Below are 19,534 nucleotides of genomic sequence, written 5' to 3'. Positions count from 1 at the left end.
ATCAATAAACGAATTAATAAGATGAACAAAAAACAATCAAAATATCAAACGCACACGTCAAAAGGTCTGTTTTTATTACTTTTTGTATTTGTGTCCTTTGGATTTATGACCAATTCCTATGCTCAGGGCATATTAATAAAAGGGACAATTACAGACAATGCTGGGATACCAGTCCCGGGAGCGACGGTTAATCTTAAATCCAATCCATCAGTAGGAACACAGTCAGACTTTGATGGCAATTACACCATAACAGTTCCGGATTCTCAAACTATCTTAGTATTTAGCTACTTAGGGTTTTCAACAAAAGAAATTACGGTAGGCAACCAAACAACCATCAATATGTCTTTACAAGAAAGTGCGGAAGATTTGGACGAGGTGGTCATTGTGGGTTATGGCACCCAAAAGAAAAGTGACGTTACCGGGGCCATTAGCTCTGTAAAAAGCGAAGATCTTACCAAAGTTGTAACCACTAACCCTGTGGACGCATTGCAAGGTAGGGTTGCAGGCGTTACAGTAACATCGTCTTCAGGCAGCCCGGGATCTACATCAGACATTACCATTAGGGGTATTGGAAGTTTTGGAAACAACCAACCTCTTTATATTGTAGATGGCGTCCAAGCTGATCCTTATTTCTTGAATGCAAATGACATTGCCTCCATTGAAGTTTTAAAAGATGCCGCTTCAGGGGCCATTTATGGAACTAGAGCTGCCAACGGGGTAATTATCATTACCACGAAGAAAGGAAAAGTAGGTAAAACCAAAATTGAGATAGAAACCTCCTTGAGCTCTAACACCGCCAGAGAGAAAATGAATTTATTGGATGCCGATGGTTACGTGTCCGTGCACAGGCAAATGTATGAGAATGCCGGTGCAAGTCTGCCGCAATACGTTCAAAACCCTCCCAATGTAAACACAAATTGGGTAGATGAAACTCACAGAACTGGGCAATTAAGCTTATTGAATGTTCGCGTTAGTGGTGCATCGGACAATATAAATTACAGCGTGGCCGGTAGCTATGCTGATGAAAAAGGAATTTTAATAGGTTCTGGCTTTTCAAAAAAAGGTATCAATGCTAATATTGGAAGCACAAAAGGAAAATTAAAAATAAATACCAGCTTAAACTATAGCGAAACCAATCAAGAAGATTATAAATTCTCATTGAGAGAAACTTATTTCATCTCGCCTTTAATTCCCGTGTTAGATCCATCCAAACCTTCCGGATATGGTTATAGAACGGGAGATTTACCTGATCATAGAAATCCAGTGGGTGAAGATGCCCTAATTGACGGGTACACAAAAATGAAATACTTTTTAGGAAATGTTAGTTTTAACTATGAAATAATTAAAGGGCTGCATGCCAATGCAAACTTCTCGCTGTCTAACAGAGACAATTACACCTATGCCTATCATCCTTCTTTTCAAGTTAGAGACATTGACGACAATCCTCAAAACCAATATGCATTTGTTTCCGAATACAACAGTGAGTTCAGAAGGCTGAATCAGGACTACACCCTTAATTACATGTTCGACATTAAAAAGCATTCGGTGAATTTATTGGCTGGGTATCAAAGAATTTCTGAACCTTTCAAAGAGACCTATGTGCAAGCTGAAGGCTACAAATTTGATGAAGATGGCAACAAAATACCAGCAACTATTTTAGATCCTAGCTTTAATACTGTCAATGCATTTAACGATGGTACGTATTCGGCAGAAGGAACAAACGCAGAATATGCATTGGTGTCCCAATTTGGAAGGATCAATTATGCCTATAATGACCGCTATTTATTCCAAGCCAGTGTCCGTAGAGATGGCAGTTCAAAATTTGGAAAGAACAACCAATACGGTGTTTTTCCTTCTGTGGCTGCGGGTTGGAAGATCACCGATGAAGATTTCATGAAAAACCAAAAGGTTTTCAATTTCTTAAAACTGCGTTATAGCTGGGGTCAGGCCGGTAATGATAGTGCTCTGGGCTATTACGACTACATTGCACTTATTTCTCAAGGGAAAGACGGAGGCAATGGCGGGTACGTATTTGGGAATCCACAAAACTCCTATTTAGGAAGTATCGCCAGAGATTTACAGAATGACGATTTACAATGGGAAACCAACACCTCATCAAACTTTGGAGTCGACTTTGCCTCCTTAGGCAATAAGCTAAAAGGTGCTATCAACTATTATAAAACCACAACGGAAGATTTACTGATTACAAAAGAAGTGTCACCTTCAAGCGGCGTCAATAATCCGGTGGTCAATGTGGGTGAATTTGAGAATAGTGGTTTGGAATTTGAATTAGGATACGTTAACAAAGATGGCGATTTTCACTACTCTGCTTTTGGAACCTTTACGACGGTTAATAGTGAAGTCACCAAGCTTAGCAATGCCAATCAAAAACTATATGGAATAGGATTATTGTTTGGATCTGACCATTTTGTGAACCAAACTCAAGTTGGGTATGAGCCCGGAGCGTATTTCTTGCCTGTCGCAAATGGAATTTTCCAAACTCAGGCTGAAATTGATGCCCACGGTGCACAACCGGATGCTTCTCCGGGAGACATCAGGTTTGTTGATCAAAATGGTGATGGGCAGATAGACTCCAAAGACGAGACCTACCAAGGGACAGCCATTCCTAAATACGAGTATAGTGTGAGTTTAAGTGCCGATTACAAAAACTTTGATTTTAATATATTTTTCCAAGGTGTTGGTGGCAACAAAATATATAATGGTAATGATTTTAGATTATTAAGCTTAGATACGGGAAGAAATTATAGAGTTGAAGCTGCCAATGCTTGGACGCCTTCCAATACGAATACCAACATACCGAGAGCTGTCCTAGGCGATCCTAATAGAAATAGTAGAGCCTCAACCCGATTTTTAGAAGATGGCGATTATTTGAGAATTAAAACGATTCAGCTTGGTTACTCCTTACCAACAAGTGCGCTAGAGACTATGCAATTAGATAAATTCAGAATTTACCTCACAGGACAAGACCTATTTACATTCACAAAATACAGTGGACTCGACCCAGAAGTTGGAGGAAGTGTATTATCAAGAGGTATTGATAACAGTTTATATCCAAAATATAAATCTATAATTTTTGGACTTCAATTAGCATTTTAAGAATTACTAAACAAAACAAAATGAAAAATTTATATAAAACAATTATCGTTGCTTTTGTACTAACACTCGCAACATCCTGCAGTGATGATGAGTTTTTAGAGCAAACATCACCCGATCAACTCACCAGTGAGAACTTCTGGAGAAATGCTGAAGATGCGCAATCAGGTTTGGTGGCGGCTTATTCAGAATTGGAATCAAGAAGTAATTTTTGGGACGGTTGGCAAGAAGGTAGACCAGTTGTAGAATATTTTAGATCTGATTATGCCTTACCTGGGCCAGATGCCAGTAACTATTCGCATTGGATGTCTATATATAATTTTAATTATACCAACGGACATACATTTTTAGATGTGATATGGACCACAAATTACAAAGGATTAAATTTCTCAAATCAAGTCATTGCTAAAGTTGGAGAAATGACGTCAGATCAAATATCTGATGCAGAAAAAAAACAGATCATAGGTGAAGCAACTTTTTTAAGAGGGTATTATCATTTCAAATTATTGACGCTGTATGAGCAAATTATCCTCAGAACTGAACTGATTTCAAACGAAACTTTAGATAAGCCGCTAGCTTCAAGACCAGAATCATGGGAGGTTATCATAAAGGATTTTACAGATGCTGCTACCATGCTTCAGACCGTCGATAACACGGAGCCAGGAAGAGCAACTAAAGGAGCCGCACTCGCCTATTTAGGAAAAGCGTATTTATATAAAGCTGGAGACGCCACCTCAGCAGAAGGGTCAGATTTTGAAAATGCAGTTCTAGCCTTTAAGCCAATTGTTGATGGAACGGCGGGTTCATACGCTTTAGAAACTGATTTTTTAAGCCTGTTTAATGGTGAAAATGAAAACAATCAAGAATCGATATTTGAACTCCAGTTTAAGACTTCAGATGCCACATCAGATAACTCCACACGACTACATGCCTTTGTAGGAGACTGGTCCGTAGGAGGTTGGGGCGGCATTGCAGCAACCATGAATGTGGTAAACGAAATGAAAAGTGAAGGTAGGATTGCCAATAATGGCCTATACGACAATAGATTATATGGGTCGCTCTATTTTAAAGATCCATTTTTTAATAATAGCACCACCAATCAGATGCAAGGCAGCACATGGGACGCCTTAATGATGGAAACTTATGGTGATACCAATGACAATGCCGCTTATTTTAGAAAATGGCTACCCAATTATGTTTATAACAACAGTTATGTTGGAGTCAATGTGGTGTTAATGCGCTATGCTGATGTTTTATTAATGTATGCCGAAGCGTTGAATGAGACGGGAGCTACAGCTCAAGCCATTCCTCTCATCAATAAAGTGAGAGCCGTACATGGGAATATGCCGGCAATTACGGCTACTTCGCAAGCTGATGTCAAGAAACAAATCATCCATGAACGCACGATGGAATTGACCTTAGAATCCGTAAGGTTTTTTGATCTACGCAGATGGGGAATGTTGGACCAAGCCATGCAGGCGGCAGGTAGAACTAACTTTAATGCGGCAACTCATGCCTATTTGCCAATACCATTGTCAGAGATTCAATCCAACTCTGCCATTGATTAAATTAATGAAACACAATTTTTAAAAGTTGCGACGCAATGAATTAAAAATTGTTAGTGGAACTTATTCCGCTTTTTAGCGGGATCCTTGGGTTTATTCCCCGACGCTCTGCGTCGAAATAAAAAAGGAAGATCTACTTGACACCTCTTATCATTGGGGCTAGGTTGTTCATTAGTATTTATTTTTATTTGAATTAGTCTTAAAGAGCTGTCATTTTTTTAATGACAGCTCTTTTCTTTATATCCATTGTTGTCCGAAAAAGAATCAAGACCGCTGCGCTGTTAGAATAAAGAATTAAGACTTGTTTGCATCTAACTGACAAACAACGATCATTTAAATTAAAATCGCACATTCCCTCTCGATAGAAACAGTTTCTAAAATGCAAGGTCTCATTGCGGAAATCTTCTAATGTCCCTTGCCTTAAATGAGTTTGTTAATTTATTATTTATTTTTATCGGACACTAATGCTTTATATCATAATGAATACAATATAGTTGCTACATTTAGAAGGTGGACAAGAAAGACTACTATAATACCTTAAGATGCTTAGCTTTATCTCTACTCAGGTCAATTGTACCACCATCATACGCACATACACCCATTCTTGGGGAATTGACAACAGGCATTTCAGCATAATCGGTAAAATCATCACACTTTTTTTTATGTTTTTCGGCACATTTTTCACAAAAGATGCCTTCATCATCATAACCATAACAAACATTGCACATCTTTACTACTGGCCGTTTTTCACAGGTTTCGCACAAAATTGGTAGCGGTTCATTGCGGGATAGCAATACAATTGGTTCATCGCTTGCTATTGGATATTCGTTAAATACGGTAATCTCTAACTCTGTAGTGCTCCCAAAATCATACTGATATTGCAATTTTAGACCCTTGTAAAATGTCTTAGATGCCATTCTTCCCATTGGAATCTCGCCCCGTGACCGCTCCATCATGGCTTCGTATTCCGCGATTTTACCGCTATTGAAAAGCTCTTCTGCTTCTAAAAAGTCGAACATTTCATATTCATTTAATTTTTTCGGAATGACAAATGAACTTAGGTGACCACAGCACTCCAACCATATTCCGCGTAGAAAATCATCCAGTTGAGCCATTGTTATGTTACCGTCCACCCAAAGGGACAAAAAATAAGGCATACTTCCCCAATAACTGTTTGTTTCCACTTTTAAATGAAAGGAATTACCGGGCTTTCCATTAACAGACTTTTCAGTCAAATGCTTCCCAAAATGGCGGTTAATACCCGATTTTTTAAAAGTTTTTTCACAGAATATACATTTACCTTCTGACATTATTGAATCCATAGTTATGTTTTTAGAGTTCTCTATATAGGTTCAAAATCAATCCTGTCTTAAATAAATTTTAAGTGCATTAAATTTAATTATTTTATCGGTTTGAATCTTAATTTCTGTAATTTTTAGATAATGTTTACCTATTATATTTGGGATCATAATTGTCCGATAAAGAATTAAAATTCGGCCTTACCGGCCCCCGGGCGCTGCGCTTTGAGTCCCGATAGCTCGGGAAAATAACAAAGACTTGATTGTAACTGAATGATAAACTGTCGTTATTCTAGATTAAATTTGCCCAATCACTCTAAGTGATATTGGTTTCAAAAAGAAGGTGTCATTTTTAAGTGCTCCAACCAGACCTTGTTTCAAGGAGGGAGTTGCAAACTTTTTAGCTATCTCACCAGATATTGATGATTTGGAATGACCGTTATGTTGGAGTTAACGTGGTTTTAAAGAGATATGTTGATATGTTACTAACCTATGCCGATGCTTTGAATATGTTTTAAGACGCGTTTTTTGAGGGATCAACATTGCATTGATGATAGTCAAGAATATGTCATGTTACAATAATAAAATCTTATGATAAGAACCTTCAAATCTTAAATAATTAATTATATGTCAGTTTTTTGTCATACTAGTCAAAAATCCGCTTAAACTTGCGAAATCTGCGGGATAATTCTCCATATGCATATTTTTGTTTCCCCCTGATAATGTAGATTTATGCAGAAAATAAACACATCGTTGTTTTCTGTAATGAATCTACGTTTTACTAAAACAAATCAATTTATGGAATTATAAGGTTTTACCGACCCTCAATTCTTTTATTTCCCAAATAAGTTATAATAATGAGCTGCGGCCGCTAAATCTTCTAAAGCATGCCCTACGGACTTAAATAAGGTAATTTGTTCATCGCTGCTTCTACCTGCATGGCTTTTACCGGCCATTAAAAACAAGTCCGCCTTAATATCCTTTTCTGCCAATATCCCCGTCTTTAACGGCATAACGATATCACCACTTTCTTTTAACCCACCTTCAAAAGTATCCACAAATACATCGGCCTTTTTTATGGCACCATCATCAGCTTCTCGCATATCTATACGATATGCCCCAACCAGATCTACATGTTGACCCGGACTTAAATACTTGCCTAGAACAAGTGGTGTAGAAGAAAGGGTCGCGCAAGAGATGATATCTACCGCGCTAATTTTTTCTTCAACACTTTTTATAGGGATTATTTTAAAATTTTCATCCATTAAGGTGTCACAAACAGCTCTCGCTTTGTCAAAGTTTCTACCCCAAACAAAAACCTGTTCTATGGGTCTCACACTTGCATGAGCTTTAATGAGATTTGGAGATAAAGCTCCAGTTCCAATCATTAATAATGATTTGGAATTCTTTCGGCTTAAGAATTTTGAAGCTAATGCTGAAGCTGCGGCTGTACGTTTTACCGTTAGACTTTTAGCTTCTATGATAGCTTTTATTGTGCCCTTTAAGGCATCTAAATAAATATAAACTCCCTGAATGGCAGGTAGATTGAACTTTCCATTAACTGGACTGACCGTTGCTATTTTTACACCAGCATCCTTTCCAGGATTCCAAGCTGGCATCAGTAATAGCGTGGATTCCATGCCAACTTCCGGATTGGGGAAATCATGATGATGCCTCATTGGGACCAGAAGTTCTTTGTTCGCAAACATAGATTCTAAGTCCGCGATTAAATTTAAGAAATCTGTATGGTTCTCTACAAAATCTGCATCTATTTGAACTATATTTTTCATAAAATTATTGGCTAAAGGAATTTATCATAATGACTGACTTGATTAATCATTGCATTCTAAAGGCGCATTGACTGTGATGATTATAAAAAATGTGTTTACTCAAAACTTATGATTGAGATTCTAGGTTTCATTCAACCTAATACAAACTGAGGTATATTAAAAACAATTGAGACCCTGCTGGCACGGAACATGGACTTTATCGGAACGCTCTCAGCATCATCGTTATTCTTTCAAAATCAAAGTGTCGTTTTTAGAATCCTGTACCATCCTTGCTTTAATCGGAAGTGTATCCTTTTTTTACCTGTCACTCACGATTCTAAAATAACGAAGTTACTTCAACGGAGCATGAAATTATAATGCTTATTTATCAATTTTTAATACTATATTATTCTACAGGTAAGAAATAATGTTTTTTTTGAGTAATATTAGGGTTTCAATTTTAGCCATCAAAGTTAGCAGCTAAAAGTTTCGCCATTTACCAAAACAGTTAGATACTGTATAAACCATCGTGTTTAAAAAATACATCTAAGAACATTAGTTATGAAAGTACTGCCTTTTAAAATACCCAAACCAAACCAGGACGCCTTGGTCTATCAGGAAGATATTGGAGCCGTTTTTTACGACAAATTACACCAACACGAAGAGATTCAAGTTAGTTTTATAATTGAAGGTGAAGGCAAATTAATTGTGGGAGACACCATTAATTTCTATAAACCTCAGGATATTTTGGTTATAGGTAGTTACCTGCCCCATATTCTTAAAAGTGATACCAGCGTTCAAGGCACATCTAAGATGTTGAGTCTATTCTTTACTAAAAACTCATTTGGGGATAAATTTTTTGAGCTGGAAGAAACGCGGGCATTACAGCCATTCTTTACGAGGGCAATCCACGGTTTTAAGGTGATATCAAATAAGGAAGCGTTGGAGAGCTTGTTTTTAAAGTTAGAATCATCTCAAAAATTAGATCACTTATTAATTCTCTTGGAAGTATTAAAAATAGCCGCTACATGTGAATACAAGAGCTTATCTTCATTTGTTTATGACAAACAATATTCAGACTATGAAGGTAATAGAATGCGTAATATTTTTGAATTCACAATGAGCAATTTCCATACAAACATTACTTTAGAAGCGGTTGCAGAGAAGGCAAATATGACCAAAAATGCGTTTTGCAAATACTTTAAGAAACGGACAAACAAAACCTATTTTCAATTTTTAACCGAGTTGCGGGTAGAACATGCCACCAAGTTACTCCTATCAAAAAGCAAATATACCATTGCCGAAATTGCCTATGAAGCAGGGTTTAAAAATATATCCAATTTTAATAGACAATTTAAGGAAATCAAGAAATACACACCCTCTGAGTATAAAAGAAAAAGAGTCTAAGTGCATTTTAATTTCCGGCATCAACTCGATTATGTTCGGAATCTTGTTGGAAATATAGTGTAGCACTATCATCAGGATCCTTATAATTTAATATTTCATCTCTCCTATCATATAGAACAACTCCAGCACATTTTTATATGCTGACCGTCTGCACCTGGCAAAGCATCCTCTAAAAATCATGCCTTGCTCTCATGCCTGATAAATTTTAAACAGATTTCCACCAATCAAATCAGTTGCAATACACTTCTATTGAACAACTTCATAATTAAAAGATCTTAATTTCCAAAAAGCTTTTTTTAAAACGCTATTTACATTACTGATATTAGTAGCCATCCTTTTAAATGAATAAACCATTTGTAGGCATTGCTAGAACTAAAAATAATATATAATTATCCACACATAATACTATCCTATCGTATTGTTAAATTTTTAACATCTTTAAACTTAAAAAGTCTTTTTAATTCAAAAAAAAATACCAAGTTTGAGTAACTAGAATTTAAATCAACTACATAATGGAAAGAAAATTTAATGGAATTTTTACACTTTTATTAGTGTTTTTGGTGCAACTCACCTTTGCCCAGCAAAAAGCCGTTTCAGGCACTGTTACTGACGAAGAGGGCCTCCCTCTTGTAGGAGTAACTGTACAGGTGCAGGGTACTAATTTAGGCGCACTAACAGATTTTGATGGTAATTACGCTATTCAAGCTTCTGTAGGACAAATTTTGATTTTTAAGTATGTCGGATTTGCAATGCAACAAATACCTGTTAGCAGTTCCTCTACAATCAATGTCACTATGCTAACCGATACTGCGGCGCTAGAAGAAGTTATCATTATGGGCTACATCTCCAAACGCAAGGACGATATGACAGGATCTGCGGTCCAATTAAGTTCAGAAGAACTCCAACAGACTACAACAGTGTCTATTGACCAAGCATTACAAGGTAAAGTAGCTGGGTTAAATGTAAGTACAAGTTCAGGAACCCCTGGAGCTACTGCTGACATCCGTATTAGAGGGAGAAGTTCTATTACGGCAGGAAACAGCCCTTTATATGTTATAGACGGCGTGCCAATCATTAATGAAAATGTGAGTGGATCTGCAAGTGGCTCATCTTTATCGGCTTTAGCCAGTTTAAATACCAACGATATTTCTAGCATAACCGTTCTTAAAGATGCTTCCTCTACTGCTGCATATGGTGCACGTGGCGCAAATGGGGTTATAGTTATCACCACAAAAGATGGAGTGGCAGGCAAAACGACCTTTAACGTAAGTTCTTCTTTTGGATTTTCAAATGATGCCATAGACGGACCGGTGGTTCTAACCGCGGCAGAAAGAGAAATGCTGTTTTATGAATCCCTCTTCAATAGTTATGGGGCAAGTAACGGTTTCACCAAGGAGGGTGCAAAACAATTTTACTTAAATAATTTAAATTCATTTGGAAATGATTATGTGGTTTGGAATGAGGCCGGAAGACCAGAAGGCAATTGGGCTAATGTCATTACCAATAATAATGCACCTATTCAAGAACATAACATCTCAGCCACAGGTGGTGGAGAAGATCATAATTTCTATGCTTCTGTTGGGTATTTTGATCAGGAAGCAACCGTAATAGGTTCTGATTTTAAACGTGTTTCAGGCTCATTAAATTTTACAAAGAATTTTAATGATAAGCTTTCATTCAGTACCTCAAATACCGCATCTCACAGTTACCAGGATGGTACTCTAGAAGGAAGTGCATATTTCTCTTCTCCTCGAGCGGTTAAGTTTTTTATGCCGCCAACATATCAACCTTACAATAACGATGGGTCGATCAATTTAGATACAAATTTGCCAAATCCTTTATGGGTAGCTCAAAATGATATTGACACGAATAGACTCACCAGAATTCTTTCAAATAATTCAATCACTTGGCAGACCCCTGTTGAAAATCTATCCTTTAGCAGTAGAGCTTCTATAGATTATCGGGTTTCAAATTACAAGCGATACAGAAACAGAATATCTGGTGATGGCTCCGGCACAAATGGATACGGCTATCAATCGCACACAAGCTCTACCAGTTATGTATTTCAAAATAGACTGGATTATAAATGGTTGACAGGACTTCATTCATTCGACTTTACAGTTTTACAGGAATTCCAAAAAAATAGAAGGTATTTGTTAGAAGCCGACGGAGAAGAATTTGGTACTGACGGACTAAGCAATCTTGCTTCTGCCGGATCTCCAACACTTGCTTCGTCTGAATATACAGATTGGGCAGTTGCTTCTTATATGGGAACCGCTTCCTATTCTTTCCAAAACACCTACGTCTTAAATGGAACGTACAGAAGAGAAGGGAATTCAAGATTCAGTCCTCAAAACAGATGGGGTGATTTTTACTCCGTAGGTGCAGCCTATAATCTGCACAGGGCTTCCTTCTTTGATGTTAATGAAAATATAAACATGTTAAAATTACGTGCTTCATACGGGGTAACAGGAAATGCAAATATCGGTTTAAATAATTATCAGGTTCTTTTTGGATATAGTAGCAATTACACCGGTACTGCAGCCGCCTTTCCGGCGCAATATGGCAACGACGATTTAACTTGGGAAACCAGTCACACTCTCGATCTGGGTATTGATTTTGCATTTTTTGAAAACAGATTGGATGGGTCCTTGGCCTATTACTCAAGAGAGTCAAAAAACCTTCTGTTAGATGTTCCATTATCATTGACCACCGGGTTTGTTGAGCAAACAAAGAATATTGGCAGAATGAGCAATAAAGGTTTTGAGCTTGAATTAAGCTATGCCATTGTCAGATCAGATGATTTCAACCTCTCCCTAGGCGGAAATTTGGCCACCAATAAAAACGAAGTGCTAGAATTGGCTAAAGATGCCGCAGGAGAAGATATTACCATCACAACTGTTAGACAACGTGTAGAAGTAGGACACCCCGCCTATGCCTGGTACATGCCAACATGGTCTGGTGTTAATCCTAATACTGGCGTTGATGAATGGTATCTTAATGGTACGGATGGAGAAACAACCACCACTTTTAATCAGGCTGCCAAAGCTTTTCAAGGAGGTAGTGCTCTGCCTGAGCTAACTGCAGGGCTTACATTTCCTGTGGATTATAAAGGGTTTTTTATTGATGCCAGCGGATTTTACCAAGGAGGACATAAAATTTACGAATCTTGGCATCTCTACACCCACCAAGGCAATGCCTATTCCCTAAACTTATATCAAGGTATTAACACGGTATTGGACAGATGGCAAAATCCTGGAGATGTTACAAGATATGCCAAAGTACAAGACAGTTATGAGCCTTGGAAATACAACTCCAAATTTCTATTTGACGGCGCTTTTGCAAGACTTAGAAACCTAACCTTTGGCTATGATTTTTCTGAACAGATCAACAAAGCGGCAGGCATTAATAGTGGAAGAATTTACATTCGTGGCACAAACCTATTAACTTGGGTAAAAGATGATAATCTGGTATGGGATCCGGAGGTCAACGCATCAGGATTTACAGATATGTTTACCCCACCCACCAAATCTGTTATTGTAGGTGTTAATTTTAATTTTTAAGATATTATGAAAAGAATATTCAAAACAACAGTATTTACCCTACTCATAGCTACTTCTGTACTCATGGGTTCGTGTACCACTGAAGACTTAAACCCTTCTTTGGAACAAAATAAAGAAGGAAGTGAAGCCATTATTACCTCAGCTGATCTTGAAGGGATTCTTAAAGGAGCCTATAACAGAATGACCAGCTTTGAGTATTATGGTCGTGACTATATTGTAACCAACGAAGTCCGAACTCCTAACACTTGGGCAAACGGAAGATCGGGACGTTTTACAACAGAATCGACATTTGCCTATAATCCAAATGGTCAATATATTTGGGACAATGCTTATGCTGTTATTGCAAGTGCAAACATAATTTTAGATACAGATATTGAAACACTCGAAGACTTTTCTATGAATGGAGATTATGCAAAACACCTTCAGGGACAGGCTTATGCTATAAGAGCGTTGGCACATTTTGATCTCCTAAAAGTATACGGACAGCAACATGTAGATGGCGGATCTAATCTGGGCGTGCCTTATTTATTGGAATTTAAAGGAGGGGATGGAATTCCTCCGCGTGGAACTATTGCAGATAACAAAACACAACTTTTTGCTGACGTTCAAACAGCCTTTCAATTTATGAGTGACGATTATTTTGATAGTTCAAAACAATTTATCTCTAAATATACCGCAAAAGCATTGGAATCTAGAATGGCTGTATGGTTTGAAATGTGGGAGGTGGCAAGGGATGCTTCACTGGCAGTTATAAATTCCGATCTCTATGCTATAATATCTGCAGACCAATTTGTCAGCTCTTTTGCCTCTGATGGTCCTCAAAATTCAATATTCGAATTGGGGTTTGATAGTACAGATAACGAAGGTATTAATGGCTTAGAGTTTATTTATAGAGGCGCTAGTTATGGAGACATCTCCGTAACGCCAAATGCCTTTAATACACTTTACGAGGAAGGCGATGTAAGAACAGATGTTTTGGGCACGGAAAAAGTAGGCTCCAACGTCAGGTTAAGAAATCTTGGAAAATATCCTGAGAGAAGCTCCAATGTTACTTTATTTCGATATGAAGAGGTCATTTTGAACATGGCAGAAGCTCAGTTGAATCTTGGGGAACCTACCATGGCCCTTATGTATTTAAATATGATTCCTAGCAACAGAAATGCCAAAGCCTATACCGAGGCAACCATCACCACTATCTTAAAAGAAAGAAGAAAGGAATTTCTTTTTGAAGGATTGTATTATTGGGATTTACAAAGATTGAGAATGGACATTGTTGAAATAGATTCGGAACAAAACATCAATGCCACCATCCCTTATGGAGATTTCCGTAGAATACATCCAATACCTCGGGCTGAACTAGATGCCAATTCAAATATTGTGCAAAATCCTGGTTACTAAAATTAAAACCTAACACCATATTAAACTTTTTTGAGTAGTCTTATTATTTGAGTTTCCTATGAAGAAGCGGTTGTTGAATGGATGAAATCCCATTTAATGACCGCTTTTTATTTAGGCGAGATCCAAACGCGAACAAATTGGTAAGAAACACCCCCACTTATTATATTGGTATTTGGGGGATTAATAACTGATATACATCATTGTATGCAACGCAAATTATGGTTATGTTTACCTGAACAGCTAGTTAAACACCTCATAACCATCCTAAAGTACTAGCTTATGGATTACCCAGTAATTCTAGTAGTGATTAGCATAACATTAGCTCAAGACACATACTAAATACGAATTTTAAAAAACAAAAATTATGGCAACTATGAAAGCAGCACGCTGGCATGCAGCGAAAGATATTAGAGTGGAAGACACTCCAATTCCATCTCCCAACGCCAATCAGGTAAAGATTGCAGTACAGTTTACGGGTATCTGCGGATCAGATTTGCACGAATATACTCACGGCCCACAATTGATTCCGGTTGATGCGCCTTACAAACTTAACGGTCACCAAGGCAGCACAACCCTAGGCCACGAATTTTCCGGAATAGTTGAAGAAGTTGGTATCGCGGTGAAAAACATCAAAAAAGGCGATCGCGTAACGGTAGAACCCATTTTCCGAAATCCTGAAAGTCCTTTTATTTCCACAGGAGAATACAACCTTTCTGAACCACTCGGATTTGTCGGGTTAACCTCTAATGGCGGTTTTGCGAAGTATGTAGTTGTTGAAGACTACATGGTGCATCACATGCCTGATGACATGACCTTTGAACAAGGCGCCATCGTAGAACCTGCAGCGGTTGCCGCCTATGCTATTAAAAGAAGCGGAATGAAATTGGGAGACACGATATTGATTGTGGGTGCAGGCCCAATTGGTTTACTGACCGTACAAGTTGCTTTGGCCAGCGGCGCTTCGCAAATATTTGTTTCAGACCTTTCAGAGAACAGATTGAAAATGGCAAAACAAATTGGAGCTACCCATACCTTTAATGCCAAGGACGAAGGTATTCCAGAAAAAATTAAGTAGATGACGGGTTATGGTGTTGATGTTTTTATTGATGCCGCTGGCGTCCAAGCTTCCTTTGACACAGGAATAGAAAGTCTTCGCAACGGTGGTACCGCGGTATTGGTTGCACTATTTGGCAAAAAAGTGACACATGATGCCTTAAATCAAACCTTAAGGGAATTGACCATTATAGGAACAGCTGCCTATCGCAACATTTTTCCTGAAGTCATCGCTTTAATCAGTAGTGGACGATTGCCTGTGGAGAAACTGGTTACCAGTGTCATTCCGTTAGAGGACATCGTAGAGAAAGGATTTGAGGTGCTGACCAAAAACCCTTCAGAAGTTAAGATATTGGTAGCCATTAATAGCTAATTCCTTTAGGCTAATCAAAGCCGAAAAGTGACATCTTAATTGGGAAAAACAGTAAATTATCGATGTTGGTCCAACGCTTGTTAACTCAAGCCCATTTTGGATTGAAAGACCAATACCCAGAAAATAGTAGTAACCTAAATACATGTATAATGAAGAAGAAGTTTTTTAATGCGAAAATCTATCGCAATGATGAAGCAACAGAGATGATCGTTGAAAACGGAAAGATCACCAAGATCGGGAAAAATTTGCCTAAATCTGATGAAGAAATTGATCTGGGCGGCAAGCTTGTAATGCCTCCATACGTAGATCCGCATTTGCATTTGGATTATGTATATACCTTATCAGAACTGGGACAAGAAGGCGCTGGCTCAGGCACGTTGTTTGAAGCTATTGAACTATGGCCGAAATTTAAGGAAACCTTGACCGTAGAAAGCGTAAAAAAACTCGCCATGAAAGGCATTATAGATGAGGTTTCACAAGGCGTGCAGCATATTCGCACCCACATAGACGTTACTGATCCTAATTTTACAGCCTTAAAAGCCATGCTGGAGATGAAAGAAGATCTCAAAGATACCGTTGACATCCAAATTGTGGCCTTTCCTCAACAAGGGATGTACACTTATAAGGGTGGACTTGAGCTCGTAGAAGAGGCTCTAAAAATGGGTGCTGATGTTGTGGGAGGAATTCCGCATTACGAACCTGCCAGAGAATTTGGAGACCAATCTGTGCATGACATCGTGAACCTCGCTTTAAAATACGACAAAATGATTGACGTACACTGTGATGAAACCGATGATTCACAGTCACGTTTTGTAGAATTGCTAAATGCATTGGTTCTTCGGGAAGATTATGGGACAAGAACCACGGCCAGTCATACCTGTTCCTTTGGTTCTGCAGACAATTCATACGCGTTTAGAATGATGGACCTTTTTCAAAAGAGCAAGATGAACTTTATCTCTTGCCCAACCGAAAACGCCTACCTACAAGGACGTCAGGACACTTATCCTAAACGTCGTGGATTGACGAGAGTAAAAGAATTTATAGCATCAGGAATCAATGTGGCCTTTGCACAAGATTCTATCAACGATCCATGGTATCCTATGGGAAATGGAAATATGATGAATATTCTTGACAACGGCATCCACTTAGCTCAAACGATGTCTCCAGAAGAGATTAAGTCCGTTTTTGATCTCATCACCTATAATGGTGCACGTTGTTTAAACCTTCAAGATAGTTATGGTCTAGAGGTGGGTAAGGCAGCAAACTTTATTGTTCTGAATGAAAGTTCTGTGTACGAGGCCATCCGTAAACGAGTTGATGTTTTGGCGTCTGTTCGTAAGGGTGAATTCTTATTCCGTCGTAAGGAAATGGCCTATGATATCCCCTTAAATCTCTAAATTAGTGAATCAATTTAATAAATAAAAAACTGGGGCCGAAGCTTAATAGGTGTAAAAATCTATTAGGCTTCGGCAACTTTTATGTCATATAAAAATAAGACTATGAGCAAAGCAAATCTGATGGAACAAACCAAACGGGTTTTTCCGTGGTTGATTATGATTTTAATGTCATCCGTGACTTTTGTGGGCATACTCTCAGAGTTGATGCCATCCGGTGTTCTTCCTTTAATGATGGCCGATTTAAATATTAGTGAGGTGCAAACTGGTAATCTAGTAGGATACTATGCAATAGCTTCTGCAATTTTTGCAATCCCTCTCATTTCACTGACCATGCAGTTCAACCGTAAATTATTGTTGATGATTTTACTTGGTGGGTTTGCCGTGTCCAATATCATTGCAGGATTGGTTCACGACTATACCATTATTATAATTTTAAGGGTTATTGGCGGAATTTGTGCTGGGGTTATGTGGCCAATGATTGCCGCTTACGGCATGCGATTGGTTGATACAAAAGATCACGGAAAAGCTATTGCAGTTATTATGGCAGGAACAACCTTGGGTATTAGCATCGGGATGCCCATCATGACTTCCATTGGCAATGATTACGGATGGCGCGCAGAGTTCATCGGACTTGGAGGGGTAATTGCAGTAATTGCCTTGATCAGTTTTTTTGCATTACCTTCCATATCAGGAGAAAAACTCAGCAAAGGCGCTTCACCATTTGCCCTTTTAAAAATACCCGAAGTTTTAATTATACTCCTTCTTACCCTTTTAGGTGTGGTTGCACATTATGGTGTGTATGTCTACATAACCAGCCTTGTTAACGAGATGCAACTATCTGGAGGCGTGGAAAGTGCGCTATTGTTTTTTGGAATTGGATCTTTAATCTCTGTATTACTGGCCATCAAATTTACCGACAAGCATTTGAGATTGCTGACCATAAGCATGTTTGGATTGTTAATAATCTCTATGGTTGTTTTTCTGGCCTTTGGTAGATCATCAGGAATGGGACATTTTGCCTTCTTCTTATGGGGTCTTTCCTTTGGTCCCTTAGTAACTTTGTTACAGGCAGCTGTAAGCAGGCAAGTAGAGACTGCCAAAGATGTTGCCACGTCTGTGCAGTCTTCCGTCTTTAATCTATCCATTATGATTGCTTCTTCAGCTGCAGGTCTATTGCTAGGAATTTACTCCCCAATGAGTGTGGTTTACTTGGCCATTGCCTTGTCAATACCGGGTATAATCATATCATTTTTTGCTAAAAAGGCATTGGGCTAACTAAGCTATAAAAACCTATTCTCATACTTTTTATTGCTAAAAATCCACGGATGTGCACTGAAAAGAGTAGCTTGATATTCATATAAAATTGTGAAATTAGCCTGTACTACCTAGCTAGCAAATTCCCAAATCTTAATTGTGTTATTTTATATTCTTAGAGCATTTTTGTCCGATAAAGAATTAAAAATCGCTGCGCTTTTAGTCCCGATGGCTATTGGTAAAATAAAAAACACTTGATTATTAGCTTAAAATTTGAACTCGGTAGTGAATACAAAATGGTACAAAGTATCTCCCTGCTGGCGTTCTTTTAAAAAAGCACCGGGAAAAATTAGGTTTGAATCTAATTCAAAGCTAATAAAACTGTTGAGCTGACATTCCGGTCGGTCCCAATTTTTCCTTTGGCGAGATTTCGTTGTAAAAGAAAAAATCCAACATGGCAGCCATCGCTTCAGTATGTGTTTTGAAGTGTGTTCTTGAAAATTCCTGAAAGCGTTTGGCTATTTTCTTTTTAAACCTGATACCAATAAATGAGTCCATAATTTATCCTTTTGTCGCAAATTCTTCCCGTAAACTGGTCGTTTCAACGCCGTTTGTCGCAATTTGGTCACGGAGTGACAAACACCACTTTATCAAAAAGCTTATTATCAATGCTTTAAAGTTAAAATGGAATTTATAACATCGCGCAGCGTGTTATCCTCTTGCTATTCCATTCCTCCATTCCATTTCGGTGCTTTCCTACTTTTTATCAAAAGCTAAAGAGCCAATTCCGAATGATTGGTAACTACTCGTTTTTTAACAGTTCCAACAATAAGTTTTTTAATTATGTTTTATAAAACTGATCAAGCACAGTCTTTTTAATTATTTATTTTTACTGAAATAGAACAATTTTTAAGCTCTGTTATTTGGTTTTTAATTCTGTCAATTACTTACCATAATCATATAAATCCATTTACTTATTATATCCTGAGCGTTTTCCTTTTTTTTTGAGTTGTCGAATTGAAGTTTAACAATCGCCAACAAATATCATCTCTACATTATGAACACACTTAGCCTTCCCATCTTTTAATTCATTTACTTCCCATAGTGCCTATCGCTGTTGCCTTTTTCGAATACCGAAGCCAAAATTTAGATCGAGTAAGGACTTATAAAAGGGAGGCACGACCGATTATGTAGTCCGTCTCGAGCTAAATTTTAAACTTTGTGAAGAAAATGGAATAGTGATTAATTGTTTAAGCGGACGCTATTCCAAAGTTGACCAATGGCTAGTCTCGATAAAACAATATATACTATTTAAGATACAATTATACGGTAAGGCCCTAAAC

The 19,534-nt window shown here is 38.0% G+C and carries 9 protein-coding genes and 2 pseudogenes; 8 read left to right on the top strand and 3 right to left on the bottom strand.

Annotated features, from left to right (window positions below):
* Nucleotides 1–21 precede the first annotated feature (21 nt).
* A complete protein-coding gene (locus tag ES711_RS00155) occupies nt 22–3,117 on the top strand; it encodes a SusC/RagA family TonB-linked outer membrane protein (protein WP_146888225.1) in 3,096 nt (1,031 codons plus the stop codon).
* Between the two features lie 20 nt (nt 3,118–3,137).
* Nucleotides 3,138–4,682, top strand: a complete 1,545-nt coding sequence (locus tag ES711_RS00150) for a RagB/SusD family nutrient uptake outer membrane protein (RefSeq protein ID WP_146888222.1) — start codon at nt 3,138–3,140, stop codon at nt 4,680–4,682.
* A 524-nt stretch (nt 4,683–5,206) separates the two neighbouring features.
* Here ES711_RS00150 and ES711_RS00145 read toward each other — a convergent pair.
* Both ES711_RS00145 and ES711_RS00140 read right to left on the bottom strand, forming a co-directional pair.
* Nucleotides 5,207–6,001 (bottom strand): hypothetical protein, encoded by a 795-nt coding sequence (locus tag ES711_RS00145; RefSeq protein ID WP_146888220.1) that lies wholly within the window; start codon nt 5,999–6,001, stop codon nt 5,207–5,209.
* Nucleotides 6,002–6,810: 809 nt separating this feature from the next.
* A complete protein-coding gene (locus tag ES711_RS00140; protein WP_146888217.1) occupies nt 6,811–7,767 on the bottom strand; it encodes an ornithine cyclodeaminase family protein in 957 nt (318 codons plus the stop codon).
* 540 nt (nt 7,768–8,307) lie between these two features.
* Between ES711_RS00140 and ES711_RS00135 the strand changes: the two genes are divergently transcribed.
* From ES711_RS00135 to ES711_RS00110, 6 genes and pseudogenes are all read left to right on the top strand, one after another.
* Entirely contained in the window at nt 8,308–9,153 is an 846-nt protein-coding gene (locus ES711_RS00135; RefSeq protein WP_146888215.1) for an AraC family transcriptional regulator, read from the top strand.
* Nucleotides 9,154–9,665: 512 nt separating this feature from the next.
* Nucleotides 9,666–12,716 carry a SusC/RagA family TonB-linked outer membrane protein gene (locus ES711_RS00130; RefSeq protein ID WP_146888212.1) on the top strand — a complete coding sequence of 1,017 codons (3,051 nt, stop codon included), beginning with the start codon at nt 9,666–9,668 and terminating at the stop codon, nt 12,714–12,716.
* Nucleotides 12,717–12,722: 6 nt separating this feature from the next.
* On the top strand, nt 12,723–14,114 hold the full coding sequence (locus ES711_RS00125) for a RagB/SusD family nutrient uptake outer membrane protein (RefSeq protein ID WP_146888209.1): 1,392 nt from the start codon (nt 12,723–12,725) through the stop codon (nt 14,112–14,114).
* A 364-nt stretch (nt 14,115–14,478) separates the two neighbouring features.
* A pseudogene (locus ES711_RS00120) lies at nt 14,479–15,540 on the top strand (2,3-butanediol dehydrogenase).
* A 149-nt stretch (nt 15,541–15,689) separates the two neighbouring features.
* The gene (locus ES711_RS00115; protein ID WP_146888206.1) at nt 15,690–16,937 is read left to right on the top strand and encodes an amidohydrolase family protein; all 1,248 of its coding nucleotides are present in this window, start codon (nt 15,690–15,692) and stop codon (nt 16,935–16,937) included.
* 102 nt (nt 16,938–17,039) lie between these two features.
* Nucleotides 17,040–18,212: an MFS transporter gene (locus ES711_RS00110; RefSeq protein ID WP_146888203.1), complete on the top strand. Its 1,173-nt coding sequence runs from the start codon at nt 17,040–17,042 to the stop codon at nt 18,210–18,212.
* A gap of 363 nt (nt 18,213–18,575) precedes the next feature.
* Here ES711_RS00110 and ES711_RS00105 read toward each other — a convergent pair.
* Nucleotides 18,576–18,749: pseudogene (locus tag ES711_RS00105) on the bottom strand (BfmA/BtgA family mobilization protein); the annotation flags it as partial.
* Between the last annotated feature and the right edge of the window lie 785 nt (nt 18,750–19,534).

This window comes from Gelidibacter salicanalis (assembly GCF_007997285.1).
Taxonomy (GTDB): Bacteria; Bacteroidota; Bacteroidia; order Flavobacteriales; family Flavobacteriaceae; genus Gelidibacter; species Gelidibacter salicanalis.
This window is presented reverse-complemented; position numbering and strand designations above follow the sequence as displayed.